Source organism: Pseudomonas sp. GM55 (genome assembly GCF_000282395.1).
GTDB classification, from domain to species: domain Bacteria; phylum Pseudomonadota; class Gammaproteobacteria; order Pseudomonadales; family Pseudomonadaceae; genus Aquipseudomonas; species Aquipseudomonas fluorescens_CC.
Genome location: NZ_AKJJ01000001.1, coordinates 26,334 through 41,891, shown reverse-complemented (window position 1 = coordinate 41,891; position 15,558 = coordinate 26,334). Strand labels below are relative to the sequence as shown.

The window sequence follows — 15,558 nt, the reverse complement described above, 5'->3', positions numbered from 1 at the left end:
CGGTTTGCCGCGAAATTATGCATTCAGGATCCCGGGCAATCGATTCGGGACCAGGAACATCAGAATTAGAAACGAGAGGAGCGAAACATGAACAAGTCCACCCTGGCCATGGCTGTGGCCGTCGGGGTATTGGCCCAGCAGGCTAACGCCGCGGGTTTTATCGAAGACAGCAAGGCAACATTGGGGCTGCGTAATTTCTACATCAATACCGACAACCGTGACGGTGCCGGTGCCAACAAAAACGAAGAATGGGGCCAAGGCTTCGATCTGCGTTTCATCTCTGGCTACACCCAGGGCACCGTCGGCTTCGGTATCGATGCGATTGGCCTGTTGGGCGTCAAGCTGGATTCGGGCGGCGGCACCAACGGCGCCACGGCGACCTCTTACGGCGGCACGGTTTTTCCGAGCAAATCCAACGGCAAGGCGGTAGATAATTTCTCCAGCCTGGGCCTGACCGCCAAAGCCAAGGTTTCCCAGACCGAACTGAAGCTGGGCACCCTGCAGCCGAAAAACCCGGTGATCGTGACCAACGATGGCCGCCTGCTGCCGCAAACCTGGCAGGGTGGCCAGATCACGTCCGGCGACATCAAGGATCTGACGCTGGTCGGTGGCCAGATCGAAGCCGTTAAAGGCCGTAACTCCAGCAACAATGAGCAGATGTCGATTTCGGGCGCGAACACTCGCGGCACCAAATTCCGCGACAGCAACAAGTTCGTCTATGCCGGTGGCGACTACAAGATCACCAAGGACCTGACTGCCCAGTACTACTACGGGAACCTGGAAGAGTTCTACAAGCAACACTTCCTGGGTCTGGTCCACAACTGGGCTATCGGCCCTGGCGTGTTGAAGTCGGACTTCCGTTACTTCAACAGCTCCGACGACGGAGCCAACGGTCACGACCCTCTGTTCTTCACCACTGGCAACTACAGCGGTGCAGCCAACGGTAAAGGCAAGGTCGACAACAACCTGTACAGCGGCCTGTTCCTGTACAGCGTTGCCGGTCACACTTTCGGTGGCGGATACCAGGTCAGCAACGGCAACAGCGACTTCCCTTGGCTGAACCAGGGCGACGGTTCGTCGAACTACACCATCACTGACTCGCAAATCCAGAAGTTCGGCCGTGCCGGCGAGAAAACCTGGCAAGCACGCTACTCGTTCGACTTCGCCAAGGTCGGCGTACCGGGCCTGACTGCGGGTCTGGTGTACCTGCATGGCGACAACATCGATACCGTCAACGCCAAGGGTGGCGAGTTGGCCAATGGTGCTTCCGAGTGGGAGCGCGATTTGAGCGTGGCTTACGTCGTTCAGGAAGGTCCGCTGAAGAACCTGGGTCTGGCGTGGAAAAACGCTACCTGGCGCACCGACCTGCCGAACACCCGTTCGCAGGACGAAAACCGCCTGATCGTCAGCTACTCGATCCCGCTGTTGTAATAGCGCTCGCGTAAGCGAAACAAAAAAAGCCCCGCCCGGTATTGCACCGGGCGGGGCTTTTACATTTTCAAGACGGGTTCACCCCCGTAATCCCGCCTTGAAGTTCCCTCTTTGCAGCAACTCAAGGCCTTCTCGAACCTTGTGGCCGATGTTCGGCGGGTTGTGCGTGTACGTCTAGTGAACAGATCTTTAATATTTCTTTATGATCTAAATAAATCGATATTTATTCTTTTTAATAGATAAAAAACACAGGCACAGTTGAACCCGACAAGCACTCACAAGGAGCAGCACCATGGGTCTCAGACTTGGCGATATCGCCCCCGATTTCGAACAGAACTCCAGCGCCGGCATCATCCGACTCCATCAGTGGCTGGGTGATAGCTGGGGCGTGCTGTTTTCCCATCCGGCGGATTTCACGCCAGTGTGCACCACCGAACTGGGTTTCACCGCCAGGCTCAAGGATGAATTCGCGGCGCGCGGCGTCAAGGCTATCGCGCTGTCCGTGGACCCTGTCGAGTCGCACCACAAGTGGATCGAGGACATCAACGAAACCCAGGACACCGTGGTCAACTTTCCGATCCTCGATGATGCCGACCGCAAGGTCTCGGACCTCTACGACCTGATCCATCCCAATGCCAACGACACCCTGACCGTGCGTTCTCTGTTCGTGATCGACCCGAGCAAAAAGGTCCGGCTGACGATTACCTACCCGGCGAGCACCGGCCGCAACTTCAATGAAATCCTGCGGGTGATCGACTCGCTGCAACTCACCGACAACTTCAAGGTGGCCACACCGGCCAACTGGCAAGACGGTGACGAGGTGGTGATCGTGCCATCGCTCAAGGATGAGGATGAAATCAGACAGCGTTTTCCCAAGGGCTACCGAGCGGTTAAGCCTTACTTGCGCCTGACGCCGCAGCCGAACCGGTGAGTTATCAATATTTACGGTGTGGCTGATGCCGTCTTCGCGAGCAGGCTCGCTCCTACAGTTGATCGCGTACTCCCTGTAGGAGCGAGCTTGCTCGCGATAGCGGCGGATCAGGCGCAACAGAATTCAAACTTTGCACCCACAAAGCAGGGGATTTCAGGCCGTTTCGACGGCCTGTTTTTTTGCCTGGAAGAAGTGAAATTTAATATCTCTTAAATGCATAACCAAATGAATAAATATGATTTATGGATATATAAATCAGCTGTTAAGGTCACTCCATCGAAGCGAGATCGCAAACCGCGAATCGCCAGCACCGCACAAGGAATCGTCTGAATGTTGGTTGTTTCACTCGGTGGCAGTCCCAGTCAGCGCTCTCGTTCCGGAGTGCTGCTGGATCGCTCCCGGAAATGGTTACAGGAGCAGGGCGTGGAAGTGGTGAGTTACCAGGTGCGGGACTTCCCGGCCGAGGACTTGCTGCACGCACGCTTCGACAGCCCCAAGGTCATCGACTTGCTGCAACAGATTGAAAACGCCGATGGCCTGCTGATCGCCACACCGGTTTACAAGGCATCGTTTTCCGGAGCCCTGAAAGTCTTGCTGGACCTGTTGCCCGAACGCGCCCTGAGCCACAAGGTTGTTTTGCCAATGGCCACTGGCGGCAGCATCGCCCACATGCTGGTGGTGGACTACGCGCTCAAGCCGGTGCTGTCGGCTTTGAAGGCCCAGGAAATGCTGCAGGGGATTTTCGCCGTCGACAGCCAGATCGCTTATGGCGAAGGCAGCACCCTGGCGCAATTGGCGCCGGAGCTGGAGCAACGTTTACATGAAGCGCTGGAGCAGTTTTCCAGCGCCATGGCGCGACGGCCCAAGCCGCTCGATCCGAACCTGTTGAATGATCGTTTGTTGAGTGCTCGCTGGAGCATTTAAGCCTCACCGAAAATTGAAGTACTGGCCTTACTCGCCCGCCAACGGGCAAGCAGGTGCAGCCAAAACCCAACTGCAAAAAGGAGAGCGCCATGCGCCCTGTCATTTTGCGTCGTGGTCTGGTCGCTCTGTTTGCTGCGGCTGTCACCTTCGGCGCCATTACTCAAGCTCAAGCTCAAGCCGAGACGTTACGAATCGGCTATCAGAAATACGGCACCCTGGTGCTGCTCAAAGCCAAGGGCACCCTGGAAAAACGCCTCGCCGCCCAAGGCGTGGACGTGCAATGGACTGAATTCCCCGGTGGCCCGCAACTGCTTGAAGGCTTGAACGTCGGCTCCATCGACTTCGGCGTCACCGGTGAAACTCCGCCAGTGTTCGCCCAGGCGGCCGGTGCTGATTTGCTCTACGTCGCCTACGAACCGCCAGCGCCGCACAGTGAGGCGATCCTGGTGCCGAAGGACTCGGCAATCAAATCGGTGGCAGAGCTCAAGGGCAAGAAAGTCGTGCTCAACAAAGGCTCCAACGTGCACTACCTGCTGGTGCGTGCGCTGGAGGACGCCGGCCTCAAATACACCGACGTCCAGACCGTATTCCTGCCGCCGGCCGATGCCCGCGCAGCGTTCGAACGTGGCAGCGTCGACGCCTGGGTCATCTGGGACCCGTACCAGGCAGCCGCCGAGCAACAGCTGCAAGCACGCACCCTGCGTGATGGCCAGGGCATCGTCGACAACCATCAGTTCTACCTGGCGACCAAACCTTACGCGCAAAAAAATCCCGAGGTGATCAAGACCCTGGTGGAAGAAGTGCGGGCGGTGGGCGAGTGGTCCAGGGCCAATCCCCAGGACGTGACCCAGCAGGTGTCGCCACTGCTCGGGCTGCCGGCGGACATCACCCTGACTTCGGTGAAACGCCAGGGTTACGGCGCGCTGTTCCTCACCCCGGAAGTGGTCGCCGCACAGCAGAAAATCGCCGACAGCTTTTACCAGCTCAAGCTGATTCCAAAGCCGCTCAGTATCAAAGACGTGATCTGGACGCCGCCGGCTGCCGTTGCCAAAGCCCAATAATTCGATTCCCCAAGGAGACCACTCCATGAGCCTCAATATCTTCTGGTTCCTGCCTACCCACGGTGACGGCCATTACCTTGGCACCGCCGAAGGCGCCCGCGCCGTTGACCACGGTTACCTGCAACAAGTCGCGCAAGCGGCGGATCGCCTGGGTTTCGGTGGGGTGCTGATTCCCACCGGCCGCTCCTGCGAAGACTCGTGGTTGGTGGCGGCGTCGCTGATCCCGGTGACCCAGCGTCTGAAGTTCCTTGTCGCCCTGCGCCCCGGGATCATTTCCCCGACGGTGGCGGCGCGTCAGGCCGCGACCCTGGATCGTCTGTCTGGCGGGCGGGCGCTGTTCAACCTGGTGACGGGCGGTGATCCGGAAGAGTTGGCGGGCGATGGTCTGTTCCTTAGTCACGAAGAGCGCTACCAGGCCTCTGTGGAGTTCACCCGCATCTGGCGCCGCGTGCTGGAAGGTGAAACTGTCGATTACGACGGCCAGCACATCAGCGTGAAGGGGGCGAAGTTGCTCTATCCGCCAATCCAGCAGCCGCGTCCAGCGCTGTACTTCGGCGGCTCGTCGGAAGCCGCGCAAGACCTGGCCGCCGAACAGGTGGAAATGGTCCTGACCTGGGGCGAGCCACCGGCTGCCGTGGCCGAGAAGATCGAGCAGGTCCGCGCCAAAGCCGCCAAGCTTGGCCGCACCGTGCGCTTCGGCATCCGTTTGCATGTGATCGTACGCGAAACCAATGCCGAAGCCTGGCAAGCGGCGGATCGACTGATCTCGCATCTGGACGACGACACTATCGCTCGTGCCCAGGCTTCGCTGGCGCGTTTTGATTCGGTCGGTCAGCAACGCATGGCCGCATTGCATGGTGGCAACCGCGAAAACCTGGAGGTCAGCCCCAACCTGTGGGCCGGTGTTGGTCTGGTGCGCGGCGGTGCCGGCACGGCGCTGGTGGGCGATGGCCCGACCGTGGCTGCCCGCGTGAAGGAGTACGCGGACCTGGGTATCGACACCTTTATTTTTTCCGGATACCCACACCTGGAGGAGTCGTATCGAGTGGCGGAGTTGTTGTTCCCGCACCTAGATGTCGAGCGCCCTGAACTGCCGAAAAGTGCCGGCTACGTCAGCCCGTTCGGCGAGATGGTCGCCAACGACATTCTGCCCAAAGCCGCGTCCCAGAGCTGAGGCGCAGTCATGAAGAAAATCATCCACAGCCTGGCGCCCTGGGCGTTACCGGTGTTGCTGCTGGCGGTGTGGCAGTTGAGTGTGTCGGCGGGCTGGTTGTCGACACGGATCCTGCCGGCACCGATCGCCGTGATCGAAGCCGGCGTGAGCCTAGTGCGCAGCGGCGAAATCTGGACGCACCTGGCCATCAGTGGCTGGCGTGCCGCGCTGGGTTTCACCATCGGTGGCGGTATCGGTCTGACCTTGGGCTTTATCACCGGCCTGTCGAAGTGGGGCGAGCGCCTGCTCGACAGTTCGGTGCAGATGATCCGCAACGTGCCGCACTTGGCGCTGATTCCGCTGGTGATTCTATGGTTCGGCATCGACGAGTCGGCGAAGATTTTCCTGGTGGCGCTGGGCACGTTGTTCCCGATTTACCTCAACACCTATCACGGCATCCGTAATGTCGACCCGGCGCTGGTGGAGATGTCGCGTAGCTATGGCCTGACCGGTTTCAGTCTGTTCTGGCAGGTGATTCTGCCAGGGGCGCTGCCTTCGATTCTGGTCGGCGTGCGTTTCGCCCTGGGCTTCATGTGGTTGACGTTGATCGTCGCGGAAACCATTTCCGCGAATTCCGGCATCGGCTACCTGGCCATGAATGCCCGGGAGTTTTTGCAGACTGACGTGGTGGTGCTGGCGATTCTGTTGTACGCGGTGCTCGGCAAGCTGGCCGACCTGGCGGCCCGTGGACTTGAGCGTGTTTGGCTGCGCTGGCACCCGGCGTATCAGGTTGCCAAGGGAGGTGCGGCATGATCGAAGAGCAACCTCCACGCCTGCTGCGCGGGATTCCGCTGGCGGTGCGCAAGCTGCAAAAAACCTTTGGTGCGCGGCAGGTGCTGCGTGAGATCGACCTGCACATTCCGGCCGGCCAGTTTGTCGCCGTGGTGGGCCGCAGTGGTTGCGGCAAAAGTACCTTGTTGCGCTTGCTCGCCGGTCTCGACCAGCCAACGGGCGGTGAATTGCTGGCCGGTGCCGCGCCACTGAGTGAGGCGCGGGAGGACACGCGGCTGATGTTCCAGGAAGCGCGTCTGCTGCCGTGGAAAAAGATCATCGACAACGTCGGTCTTGGCCTCAAGGGCAACTGGAAGCCGCAAGCGTTGCAAGCTCTGGAAGCAGTGGGTCTGGCCGATCGCGCCCACGAGTGGCCGGCAGCACTGTCCGGTGGACAGAAGCAACGCGTGGCGTTGGCCCGTGCATTGATTCACCAGCCGCGCCTGCTGTTGCTCGACGAACCCTTGGGCGCGCTGGATGCCCTGACCCGAATTGAAATGCAGCAACTGATCGAACGGCTCTGGCAACAGCATGGCTTCACCGTGTTGCTGGTCACCCACGACGTCAGCGAAGCGGTGGCGATTGCCGATCGGGTGATCCTGATCGAAGAGGGCGAAGTCGGTCTCGACCTGCACGTCGAACTGCCGCGCCCCCGGGTCCGTGGCTCCCATCGGCTGGCGGCGCTGGAAACCGAAGTGCTCAATCGCGTGCTGGCGCTGCCCGGCCAGCCGCCGGAACCGGAACCTGTTTCACCCTTGCCTACGCAATTGCGCTGGGCTCAATAACTCAAGTCTTATCCCACGACAGGAATCAACATCATGACTATCAAAGCCATCAACGTTCGTAACCAGTTCAAAGGCTCCATCAAGGAAATCGTCCTCGGTGACGTGCTGTCGGAAATCGACGTGCAGACCGCATCCGGCATCGTCACTTCGGTGATCACCACACGTTCGGTGAAAGAGCTGGAACTGGCGGTCGGCAGTGAAGTGATCGCGTTCGTGAAATCCACCGAGGTGTCGATCGCCAAGTTGTAAGCCGTGCGCGCAAACAACAACCCCGAAGGGTTTGAGCCCTTCGGGGTTTTTCCATGTGTGCCTGTCTTGGGATAAGTGGCGCGGCCATCGCGGGCAAGCCCGCTCCCACAAGGATCTCCAGTGAACACAGAGTTTGTTTTCGACCAATAAACCTGTGGGAGCGGGCTTGCCCGCGATGAGGCCAAAGAACGTGCTAGAGAGTCCGCTTGGGCAAATAGGGCGGCAAATACAACCCGATGTAAGCATCAAACACCCGCATCCCTTCCTCGGCCATGCGCGGTGTAATCTGCCCGTGCTGCTGCACCGAGCGCGCATACACCCGGTCGCCCAGTTCCATGGCCAGGGCGAACACATCGACATCACTCGGCAATGTCGGCAGTTCGAAGTGTTGGTCGAACAGTTTGTGCATCAGGTCGCCCAGTTCGATGTCGTGCTGGCGGTCGGCCTGGGTGACTTCGGTCAGGCCGTGCTGGGCCAGGATGAGTTGGCGGGCGGCAGCGTCCTCTGCGTAGATGTCCAGCATGCGTTGTTCTACCAGTCGCGACAGATCGCGCCAGCCGTTCAAGGCATGGTGATCGATGGGGGCTTGCAGGCAGGCGCGGAACGCGGCGTGGATGTCGGCGGTCAAGGCTTCAAGCAAGGCCGGCACGCTGGCGAAGAAATGGTAGACCGAGGAGGGCGGAATCTCCGCGCGCTCGGCGACGCTGTAGATCGACAGACTGGCCACGCCCTCGGCGGCCAACAGCGTGCGGGCCGCATCGAGTATCGAGTCGATCCGCGCCTGGCTGCGGGCGCGGGGTTTGCGGGGGCTGGCAACGCGTGTCATGGATGTCTCCTGCGGGGCAGCGGGCATTGTACGAGGCGGGTGGCACCTTGTCTGTATGGGCACCGCTGCCCGAATCAACTGTCAGGGCTGTTTAGCCACCGACGTGCACACTTCGACCGTTCAAGGGTTGAACCGGGCGTGCATTCATCGGATAGAGCGCCTGGAAAGCCTCCAATTGCGCTCGCGACAGTTGCACCGCAGTGGTCAGCACATTCCAGCGAACGCCTTCGGTACAAGGAGGGGTTGTCAGGGAGCCCATGTAGGAATAGGCGTTGTGGTTTGCAGGTAATAGCTGCGCAACGTTCATCGCTTCCAGGTTCGCAGTGCCGCCCGCATTTTTTGGCATGGCTGCCAGGATTGGCTCCAGGGTCGGGTTGTGTGCACCCTCTTCAAACAGCAAGGCCACCACGGCCAGTTCTCCTGCAGCGTTGCGGTGAACCAGATGCGCGTCCAGAGGATAGGTGCGCCCCTGGATCATTTCTTCACTTGGCGTATGAAAATGCATTTGCACGAATGAGTAGTGACCGGATTCCAGGGTGATGCCTCCGGCATCGACCGGCGTTACCTGAATGGTGTGGCCGTTGTTCGACACAGTGGCTTTGCTTGGCTGATAAGCAACGTTCAGCATCTTGGCGTCAGTCTTGACCGCGTCACGAATATCGATGGGCGACTGTGTTTGGCCAGACGAGCAGAGGCTGTACTCGCTCTTCAGTTCCCCCCAGTTGTGTGGACCGGTGGGGGCGGAATAGCTCCATGGGGCCGTGTCGCCGGCGGTTGCCCAGGCGGTCGAGCACAAACCGGCGAAGGTCAGAGTCATGGCTGTACCCAATAGCTGTTTTTTCATGTTTGTTCTCATGCGTAGTCAGGAAAACGGGAAGAGTCCCGGTGTCCGGAGTGTGAGGTGGTGGTCAGGGTGCAGATGTCGTCAGTGTCTGACGAATCCGTAGGGATTTTCCTTGGTTTTCGGTCGTAAGCATTCCATAACAATTCGCGAGCAAAAAAAACGCCGCAGGCTGTGAGGCCGGCGGCGTTTTTTTACTGCAGCCGTTTACACGGTATGCAGGTACCAGTTGTACTCGAGGTCAGAGATGGAGTGTTCGAACTCCTCCAGCTCGCTCTCTTTACAGGCCACGAAAATATCGATGTATTTCGGATCGATGTACTTGGCCATGACTTCGCTGTCGTCCAGCTCGCGCAGGGCATCGCGCAGGTTGTTCGGCAGGCTCTGCTCGTTCTGCTCATAGCTGTTGCCTTCCACCGGAGCGCCAGGTTCGATCTTGTTGACCAGACCGTGGTGCACGCCTGCCAGGACCGAAGCCATCAGCAGGTACGGGTTGGCATCGGCGCCGGCCACGCGGTGTTCCAGACGCACGGCGTCGGCGGAGCCGGTTGGAACGCGCAGGGCCACGGTGCGGTTGTCCAGGCCCCAGCTTGGCGAGTTCGGCACATAGAACTGCGCGCCGAAACGACGGTAGGAGTTGACGTTCGGGCAGAGGAAAGCCATCTGCGCCGGCAGGGTCTCGAGCACACCGCCGATCGCGTGACGCAGTGCGGCGTTCTGCTCGGGATCCTCGCTGGCAAAAATGTTCTTGCCATCTTTATCAAGAATCGAGATATGGACGTGCAGACCATTGCCCGCCTGACCTGGATACGGCTTGGCCATGAAGGTGGTGTCCATTTCATGGTCGTAGGCGATGTTCTTGATCAGACGCTTGAGCAGGACCGCGTAGTCGCAGGCCTTGATCGGGTCAGCCACATGGTGCAGGTTCACTTCGAACTGCGCCGGGGCACTTTCCTTGACGATGGCGTCGGCCGGGATGCCTTGCTCCTTGGCACCTTCCAGAATGTCCTGGAGGCAGTCGACGTATTCGTCGAGGTCATCGATCAGGTAGACCTGTGTCGAGTGCGGACGTTTGCCGGAAACCGGCGAGCGAGGCGGTTGCGGACGACCGTTCACGTTCTCCTGGTCGATCAGGTAGAACTCCAGTTCGAACGCGGCGCAGATGGTCAGGCCCATTTCGTCGAACTTGCGCACCACATTGGCCAGCACTTCTCGCGGGTCGGCGAAGAATGGCTCACCTTCGAGTTCGTGCATGGTCATCAACAGTTGCGCGGTAGGGCGCTTCTGCCATGGTTCATTGCACAGGGTATCGGGGATTGGATAGCAGATTCGATCGGCGTCGCCGATGTCCAGGCCCAGGCCGGTGCTTTCCACCGTCGAACCATTGATATCCAGAGCAAATAGAGAGGCCGGCAGGTTGATGCCTTTCTCGTAAACCTTGTGGAGGCTGGTGCGTTCGATGCGCTTGCCGCGCACCACACCATTCATATCCGCAATCAGAAGGTCAACGTACAGAACCTCAGGATGTTCCTTAAGGAACGCGTTCGCTTCGTTAAGCTGAACGGCACGCGGGGGTACCGACATGATGCAACACCTTTGTTGTTAAAAATATCAATCATTGATCTTTTCAGATTCCAGTCAACCCGAACGGCCTGCCGAAGTCAAGCGAGGCCTTTTTTGCCCTAAAAAAGCGCTCGTGTGGCTTTTTTGAGGCACTTTAGGGCGTTTTTAATCCGCTGGACGCGGCGGCGGCCGCGAGCTTGAGCGGGCCGTGTTGTATTTTTTACGGGGGTGTTGTGTAAAAAAATGAACAAGGCTAAGCTCGAATCAAACCCATAACAGCAATAATACCGGGGTGCTTCATGTCTCGCCTGCCGATAATCGGCGTCACCGACTGCTCAAGACAGCTCGGTCGGCATGCTTGCCACAAAAGTGGCGACACGTACGTCCGCGCCATGGCCTCGATCGTTGCAGGCCTGCCGGTGATACTCCCATCCCTGACAGAGCACCTGTCCCCGTCCGTTATTCTGGACGGTCGCGGTGGCACCCCCATTACGGTTACTCCATTCAATATAGAACCGATTCACAATAGCGGCTTGACCATCGTTCAGGGCACCGCTCGCGATTCTGCACGCCCGGCCTCTGCAGCAGTGTTGGCAAACACGATAATCTGCCGCAGGAACGCTCTACAACGCGACGCCGATGCGTCAATCAGCGCCTGACCTTAAAAGGGTCAGACAACTCAAGCCTAGAGGCATTTATGAGTAACAACCTCGACCAGCTCACCGATTGGTTGAAAAACCACAAGATCACAGAAGTCGAATGCATGATCGCCGACTTGACCGGGATTACCCGGGGCAAGATTTCGCCGACCAACAAATTCATCGCCGAAAAGGGCATGCGCCTGCCAGAAAGCGTACTGCTGCAGACCGTGACCGGCGATTACGTCGAAGACGACATCTATTACGAACTGCTCGACCCGGCCGACATCGACATGGTCTGCAAGCCGGACGCCGACGCCGTTTACGTGGTGCCGTGGGCCATCGAGCCGACCGCCATCGTCATCCACGATACCTACGACAAGCAAGGCAACCCGATCGAGCTGTCACCGCGCAACGTGCTCAAGAAAGTCCTGAGACTCTATGCCGACAAAGGCTGGCAACCGATCGTGGCGCCGGAAATGGAGTTCTACCTGACCAAGCGCAGTGACGACCCGGACTATCCGTTGCAGCCGCCGGTCGGCCGCTCCGGTCGCCCGGAAACCGGTCGTCAGTCGTTCTCCATTGAAGCGGCGAACGAGTTCGATCCGTTGTTCGAAGACGTCTACGACTGGTGCGAACTGCAGGATCTGGACCTCGACACGCTGATCCACGAGGACGGCACGGCGCAGATGGAAATCAACTTCCGTCACGGCGATGCCCTGTCCCTGGCCGACCAGATCCTGGTGTTCAAGCGCACCATGCGCGAGGCCGCGCTCAAGCACAACGTCGCCGCGACCTTCATGGCCAAGCCGATGACCGGCGAGCCGGGAAGTGCCATGCACTTGCACCAGAGCATCATCGACATCGAGACGGGCAAGAACATCTTCTCCAACGACGACGGGACCATGAGCCAGTTGTTCCTGCACCACATCGGTGGCCTGCAGAAACTCATTCCCGAGCTGTTGCCGCTGTTCGCCCCGAACGTGAACTCGTTCCGCCGCTTCCTGCCGGACACTTCGGCACCGGTGAACGTGGAGTGGGGCGAAGAAAACCGCACGGTGGGCCTGCGGGTACCGGATGCGGGGCCGCAAAACCGTCGGGTGGAAAACCGCCTGCCGGGCGCCGATGCCAACCCGTACCTGGCGATTGCCGCGAGCCTGCTCTGCGGTTACATCGGCATGGTCGAAGGCCTGAACCCGAGCGCGCCGGTGGTGGGTCGCGGCTATGAACGTCGCAACCTGCGCCTGCCGCTGACCATCGAAGATGCGCTGGAACGCATGGAACACAGTTCAACCATCGAGAAGTACCTGGGCAAAAATTTCATCACTGGCTACGTCGCGGTCAAGCGGGCCGAGCATGAAAACTTCAAGCGCGTCATCAGTTCGTGGGAAAGGGAATTCCTGCTCTTTGCCGTCTGATACGCCGGGCGCCGCCGTTGCTTGGCGGTGCTTTCACCTGATTTTTTTAGGAGATTCGTATGACCAGCAACAATCCGCAAACCCGTGAATGGCAAACCTTGAGCAGTGATCACCACCTGGCTCCGTTCAGCGACTTCAAGCAGCTGAAAGAGAAAGGCCCGCGGATCATCACCAACGCCAAGGGCGTTTACCTCTGGGACAGCGAAGGCAACAAGATCCTCGACGGTATGGCCGGCCTGTGGTGTGTCGCGATTGGTTATGGTCGCGATGAACTGGCCGATGCCGCCAGCAAACAGATGCGCGAGCTGCCTTACTACAACCTGTTCTTCCAGACGGCACACCCGCCGGTACTGGAGCTGGCCAAGGCCATCGCCGACATCGCGCCGCAAGGCATGAACCATGTGTTCTTCACCGGTTCCGGCTCTGAAGGCAACGACACCATGCTGCGTATGGTCCGTCACTACTGGGCGATCAAGGGCCAGCCGAACAAGAAAGTCATCATCAGCCGCAAGAACGGCTATCACGGTTCCACCGTGGCCGGCGCGAGCCTGGGTGGCATGACATATATGCACGAACAGGGCGACTTGCCGATCCCGGGCATCGTCCACATTGCCCAGCCGTACTGGTTCGGCGAAGGCGGCGACATGACCCCGGAAGAATTCGGTGTGTGGGCGGCCAACCAGCTGGAAGAAAAGATTCTGGAAGTCGGCGTCGACAACGTCGGTGCCTTTATTGCCGAGCCGATCCAGGGCGCCGGCGGCGTGATCATTCCGCCAGAGACTTACTGGCCGCGCATCAAGGAAATCCTCGCCAAGTACGACATCCTGTTCGTGGCTGACGAAGTGATTTGCGGTTTCGGCCGTACCGGCGAGTGGTTCGGTACCGATTTCTACGGCCTCAAGCCCGACATGATGACCATCGCCAAGGGCCTGACTTCGGGCTACATCCCGATGGGTGGCCTGATTGTGCGTGACGAAGTGGTGGACGTGCTCAATGAGGGCGGCGACTTCAACCACGGTTTCACCTACTCCGGGCACCCGGTGGCGGCGGCTGTGGGTCTGGAAAACATCCGTATCCTGCGCGACGAAAAAATTGTCGAGCGTGTGAAGTCCGAAACGGCACCGTATTTGCAAAAGCGTCTGCGGGAACTGAACGATCACCCGCTGGTGGGTGAAGTTCGTGGGGTAGGGCTGTTGGGGGCCATCGAACTGGTCCAGGACAAGGCCACTCGCAAGCGTTACGAGGGCAAGGGCGTCGGCATGATCTGCCGTCAGTTCTGCTTCGACAATGGCCTGATCATGCGCGCAGTCGGCGATACCATGATCATCGCTCCGCCACTGGTGATCACGCCGGCGGAAATCGATGAGCTGGTGACCAAGGCTCGCAAGTGCCTTGACCTGACCCTGAGTGCATTGCAGGGCTAAGTGCTAGGCTCAGAGCGAGAGAGCTGCGGCGCTCTCGCTCAAAGCTGTCACAAAGACCGGTCTTTTCTTGAAAGATCGTCTCGGATCTTGCCAGACTAGCCGCAGTTCCAGTTGCCCGGGTTCGGCCGCTGAACAAAGTGGTTCAAAAAAGAAAAATTTGGAGCATGACGCATGAAGGCATTAGGTAAAAAGCTTGCTGGCAAGACTCTTCTCGCCCTGTCCGTCGCGGGCATGATGGCGGGTGCGGTTCAGGCGGACGACAAGGTATTGCACGTCTACAACTGGTCCGACTACATCGCTCCGGACACCATCGCGAACTTCGAGAAAGAATCGGGGATCAAGGTCGTTTACGACGTATTCGACAGCAACGAGACCCTGGAAGCCAAGCTGCTGGCGGGCAAGTCCGGCTACGACGTGGTCGTGCCGTCGAACAACTTCCTGGCCAAGCAGATCAAGGCTGGCGTATATCAGGAGCTGGACCAGTCCAAGCTGCCTAACTGGAAAAACCTGAACCAGGATCTGCTCAAGGCCGTTTCGGTCAGTGACCCTGGTAACAAGCACGCCTTCCCGTACATGTGGGGCTCGATCGGCATCGGTTACAACCCTGAGAAGGTCAAGGCTGCGTTGGGCGTCGACACCATCGACTCCTGGGACGTACTGCTCAAGCCGGAAAACATCGCCAAGCTCAAGGGTTGCGGTGTGAGTTTCCTCGATTCGCCGACCGAAATGCTCCCGGTCGCGTTGCACTACCTGGGCCTGCCAACCGACAGCCAGAAGAAAGAAGACATCAAGAAAGCCGAGGACCTGTTCCTCAAGATTCGTCCTTCGATCACCTACTTCCACTCCTCCAAGTACATCTCGGACCTGGCCAACGGCAACATCTGCGTAGCGGTTGGCTACTCGGGTGACGTTCAGCAGGCCAAGTCCCGTGCCTCAGAGGCGGGTGACAAGGTCAAAGTCAGCTATGCCATTCCGAAAGAAGGCGCTGGCAGCTTCTTCGACATGGTCGCGATTCCCAAGGATGCCGAGAACGTTCAGGGCGCCTACAAGTTCATGACCTTCCTGCAGAAGCCTGAAGTCATGGCCGGTATCACCAACGCCGTACGCTTCCCGAACGGTAACGCCGCTGCAACCGCTCTGGTAGAAAAAGACATCACCAGCGATCCAGGCATCTACCCGCCAGCCGATGTGCAGGCCAAGTTGTATGCCATCGCCGACCTGCCAGCGGCGACCCAGCGTGAAATGACCCGCAGCTGGACCAAGATCAAGTCCGGTAAATAAGAAATACGCCCTGTAGGAGCGAGCCTGCTCGCGAAAAAAATCGGAACGCTGCGGGGTGTCAGGCACCACGCGTTATCGTTGACGACCATCGCGAGCAGGCTCGCTCCTACAAGGATCTGCATAAAGTTTGCTGGAACGGTTTTTCGAGGGTAAGTTGCGCGCCGGTTTTGTTGCCGGGCAACCACGGTTGTCATGTAACGCG

The 15,558-nt window shown here is 59.0% G+C and carries 15 protein-coding genes; 12 read left to right on the top strand and 3 right to left on the bottom strand.

Annotated features, from left to right (window positions below; translation table 11 throughout):
* Positions 1-87: 87 nt before the first annotated feature.
* From PMI31_RS00195 to PMI31_RS00160, 8 genes are all read left to right on the top strand, one after another.
* Positions 88-1,431: an OprD family porin gene (locus PMI31_RS00195; protein WP_008015406.1), complete on the top strand. Its 1,344-nt coding sequence runs from the start codon at positions 88-90 to the stop codon at positions 1,429-1,431.
* A gap of 292 nt (positions 1,432-1,723) precedes the next feature.
* Positions 1,724-2,362, top strand: a complete 639-nt coding sequence (locus PMI31_RS00190) for a peroxiredoxin (protein WP_008015405.1) — start codon at positions 1,724-1,726, stop codon at positions 2,360-2,362.
* A gap of 330 nt (positions 2,363-2,692) precedes the next feature.
* Positions 2,693-3,286: an NADPH-dependent FMN reductase gene (ssuE, locus tag PMI31_RS00185; RefSeq protein ID WP_008015401.1), complete on the top strand. Its 594-nt coding sequence runs from the start codon at positions 2,693-2,695 to the stop codon at positions 3,284-3,286.
* Positions 3,287-3,375: 89 nt separating this feature from the next.
* Positions 3,376-4,347, top strand: coding sequence for a sulfonate ABC transporter substrate-binding protein (locus PMI31_RS00180; RefSeq protein WP_008015399.1), 972 nt, complete (start codon positions 3,376-3,378; stop codon positions 4,345-4,347).
* A 25-nt stretch (positions 4,348-4,372) separates the two neighbouring features.
* Entirely contained in the window at positions 4,373-5,521 is a 1,149-nt protein-coding gene (ssuD, locus tag PMI31_RS00175) for an FMNH2-dependent alkanesulfonate monooxygenase (RefSeq protein ID WP_008015398.1), read from the top strand.
* 9 nt (positions 5,522-5,530) lie between these two features.
* On the top strand, positions 5,531-6,313 hold the full coding sequence (gene ssuC / locus PMI31_RS00170) for an aliphatic sulfonate ABC transporter permease SsuC (protein WP_008015397.1): 783 nt from the start codon (positions 5,531-5,533) through the stop codon (positions 6,311-6,313).
* Positions 6,310-7,116: an aliphatic sulfonates ABC transporter ATP-binding protein gene (gene ssuB, locus PMI31_RS00165; protein ID WP_008015396.1), complete on the top strand. Its 807-nt coding sequence runs from the start codon at positions 6,310-6,312 to the stop codon at positions 7,114-7,116. Before ssuC ends, ssuB begins: the two co-directional genes overlap by 4 nt.
* Positions 7,117-7,149: 33 nt before the next feature.
* A complete protein-coding gene (locus tag PMI31_RS00160; RefSeq protein WP_007967989.1) occupies positions 7,150-7,365 on the top strand; it encodes a TOBE domain-containing protein in 216 nt (71 codons plus the stop codon).
* 193 nt (positions 7,366-7,558) lie between these two features.
* On the opposite strand, the gene PMI31_RS00155 is transcribed toward PMI31_RS00160, so the two are convergent.
* From PMI31_RS00155 to PMI31_RS00145, 3 genes are all read right to left on the bottom strand, one after another.
* On the bottom strand, positions 7,559-8,191 hold the full coding sequence (locus PMI31_RS00155) for a TetR/AcrR family transcriptional regulator (RefSeq protein WP_008015395.1): 633 nt from the start codon (positions 8,189-8,191) through the stop codon (positions 7,559-7,561).
* A gap of 91 nt (positions 8,192-8,282) precedes the next feature.
* Positions 8,283-9,035: a carbonic anhydrase gene (locus tag PMI31_RS00150; RefSeq protein WP_008015394.1), complete on the bottom strand. Its 753-nt coding sequence runs from the start codon at positions 9,033-9,035 to the stop codon at positions 8,283-8,285.
* A 204-nt stretch (positions 9,036-9,239) separates the two neighbouring features.
* Positions 9,240-10,616 carry a glutamine synthetase family protein gene (locus PMI31_RS00145; RefSeq protein ID WP_008015393.1) on the bottom strand — a complete coding sequence of 459 codons (1,377 nt, stop codon included), beginning with the start codon at positions 10,614-10,616 and terminating at the stop codon, positions 9,240-9,242.
* 278 nt (positions 10,617-10,894) lie between these two features.
* Here PMI31_RS00145 and PMI31_RS29515 point away from each other — a divergent pair, with 278 nt between their 5' ends.
* The 4 genes from PMI31_RS29515 (at position 10,895) to PMI31_RS00130 (ending at position 15,356) form a co-directional block, all read left to right on the top strand.
* The gene (locus PMI31_RS29515) at positions 10,895-11,254 is read left to right on the top strand and encodes a gamma-glutamyl-gamma-aminobutyrate hydrolase family protein (protein WP_081500252.1); all 360 of its coding nucleotides are present in this window, start codon (positions 10,895-10,897) and stop codon (positions 11,252-11,254) included.
* A gap of 38 nt (positions 11,255-11,292) precedes the next feature.
* Complete coding sequence (locus PMI31_RS00140) at positions 11,293-12,651, top strand: glutamine synthetase family protein (protein WP_008015392.1); 1,359 nt, start codon at positions 11,293-11,295, stop codon at positions 12,649-12,651.
* Positions 12,652-12,710: 59 nt separating this feature from the next.
* On the top strand, positions 12,711-14,075 hold the full coding sequence (locus PMI31_RS00135) for an aspartate aminotransferase family protein (protein WP_008015391.1): 1,365 nt from the start codon (positions 12,711-12,713) through the stop codon (positions 14,073-14,075).
* Between the two features lie 171 nt (positions 14,076-14,246).
* The gene (locus PMI31_RS00130; protein ID WP_008015390.1) at positions 14,247-15,356 is read left to right on the top strand and encodes a polyamine ABC transporter substrate-binding protein; all 1,110 of its coding nucleotides are present in this window, start codon (positions 14,247-14,249) and stop codon (positions 15,354-15,356) included.
* Positions 15,357-15,558: the final 202 nt, after the last annotated feature.

Excerpts from the sequence above, each read along its gene's own strand:
- PMI31_RS00195 (WP_008015406.1), top strand. The coding sequence starts at position 88 with ATGAACAAGTCCACCCTGGCCATGGCTGTGGCCGTCGGGGTATTGGCC.
- PMI31_RS00190 (WP_008015405.1), top strand. The coding sequence starts at position 1,724 with ATGGGTCTCAGACTTGGCGATATCGCCCCCGATTTCGAACAGAACTCC.
- ssuE (WP_008015401.1), top strand. The coding sequence starts at position 2,693 with ATGTTGGTTGTTTCACTCGGTGGCAGTCCCAGTCAGCGCTCTCGTTCC.
- PMI31_RS00180 (WP_008015399.1), top strand. The coding sequence starts at position 3,376 with ATGCGCCCTGTCATTTTGCGTCGTGGTCTGGTCGCTCTGTTTGCTGCG.
- ssuD (WP_008015398.1), top strand. The coding sequence starts at position 4,373 with ATGAGCCTCAATATCTTCTGGTTCCTGCCTACCCACGGTGACGGCCAT.
- ssuC (WP_008015397.1), top strand. The coding sequence starts at position 5,531 with ATGAAGAAAATCATCCACAGCCTGGCGCCCTGGGCGTTACCGGTGTTG.
- ssuB (WP_008015396.1), top strand. The coding sequence starts at position 6,310 with ATGATCGAAGAGCAACCTCCACGCCTGCTGCGCGGGATTCCGCTGGCG.
- PMI31_RS00160 (WP_007967989.1), top strand. The coding sequence starts at position 7,150 with ATGACTATCAAAGCCATCAACGTTCGTAACCAGTTCAAAGGCTCCATC.
- PMI31_RS00155 (WP_008015395.1), bottom strand. The coding sequence starts at position 8,191 with ATGACACGCGTTGCCAGCCCCCGCAAACCCCGCGCCCGCAGCCAGGCG.
- PMI31_RS00150 (WP_008015394.1), bottom strand. The coding sequence starts at position 9,035 with ATGAAAAAACAGCTATTGGGTACAGCCATGACTCTGACCTTCGCCGGT.
- PMI31_RS00145 (WP_008015393.1), bottom strand. The coding sequence starts at position 10,616 with ATGTCGGTACCCCCGCGTGCCGTTCAGCTTAACGAAGCGAACGCGTTC.
- PMI31_RS29515 (WP_081500252.1), top strand. The coding sequence starts at position 10,895 with ATGTCTCGCCTGCCGATAATCGGCGTCACCGACTGCTCAAGACAGCTC.
- PMI31_RS00140 (WP_008015392.1), top strand. The coding sequence starts at position 11,293 with ATGAGTAACAACCTCGACCAGCTCACCGATTGGTTGAAAAACCACAAG.
- PMI31_RS00135 (WP_008015391.1), top strand. The coding sequence starts at position 12,711 with ATGACCAGCAACAATCCGCAAACCCGTGAATGGCAAACCTTGAGCAGT.
- PMI31_RS00130 (WP_008015390.1), top strand. The coding sequence starts at position 14,247 with ATGAAGGCATTAGGTAAAAAGCTTGCTGGCAAGACTCTTCTCGCCCTG.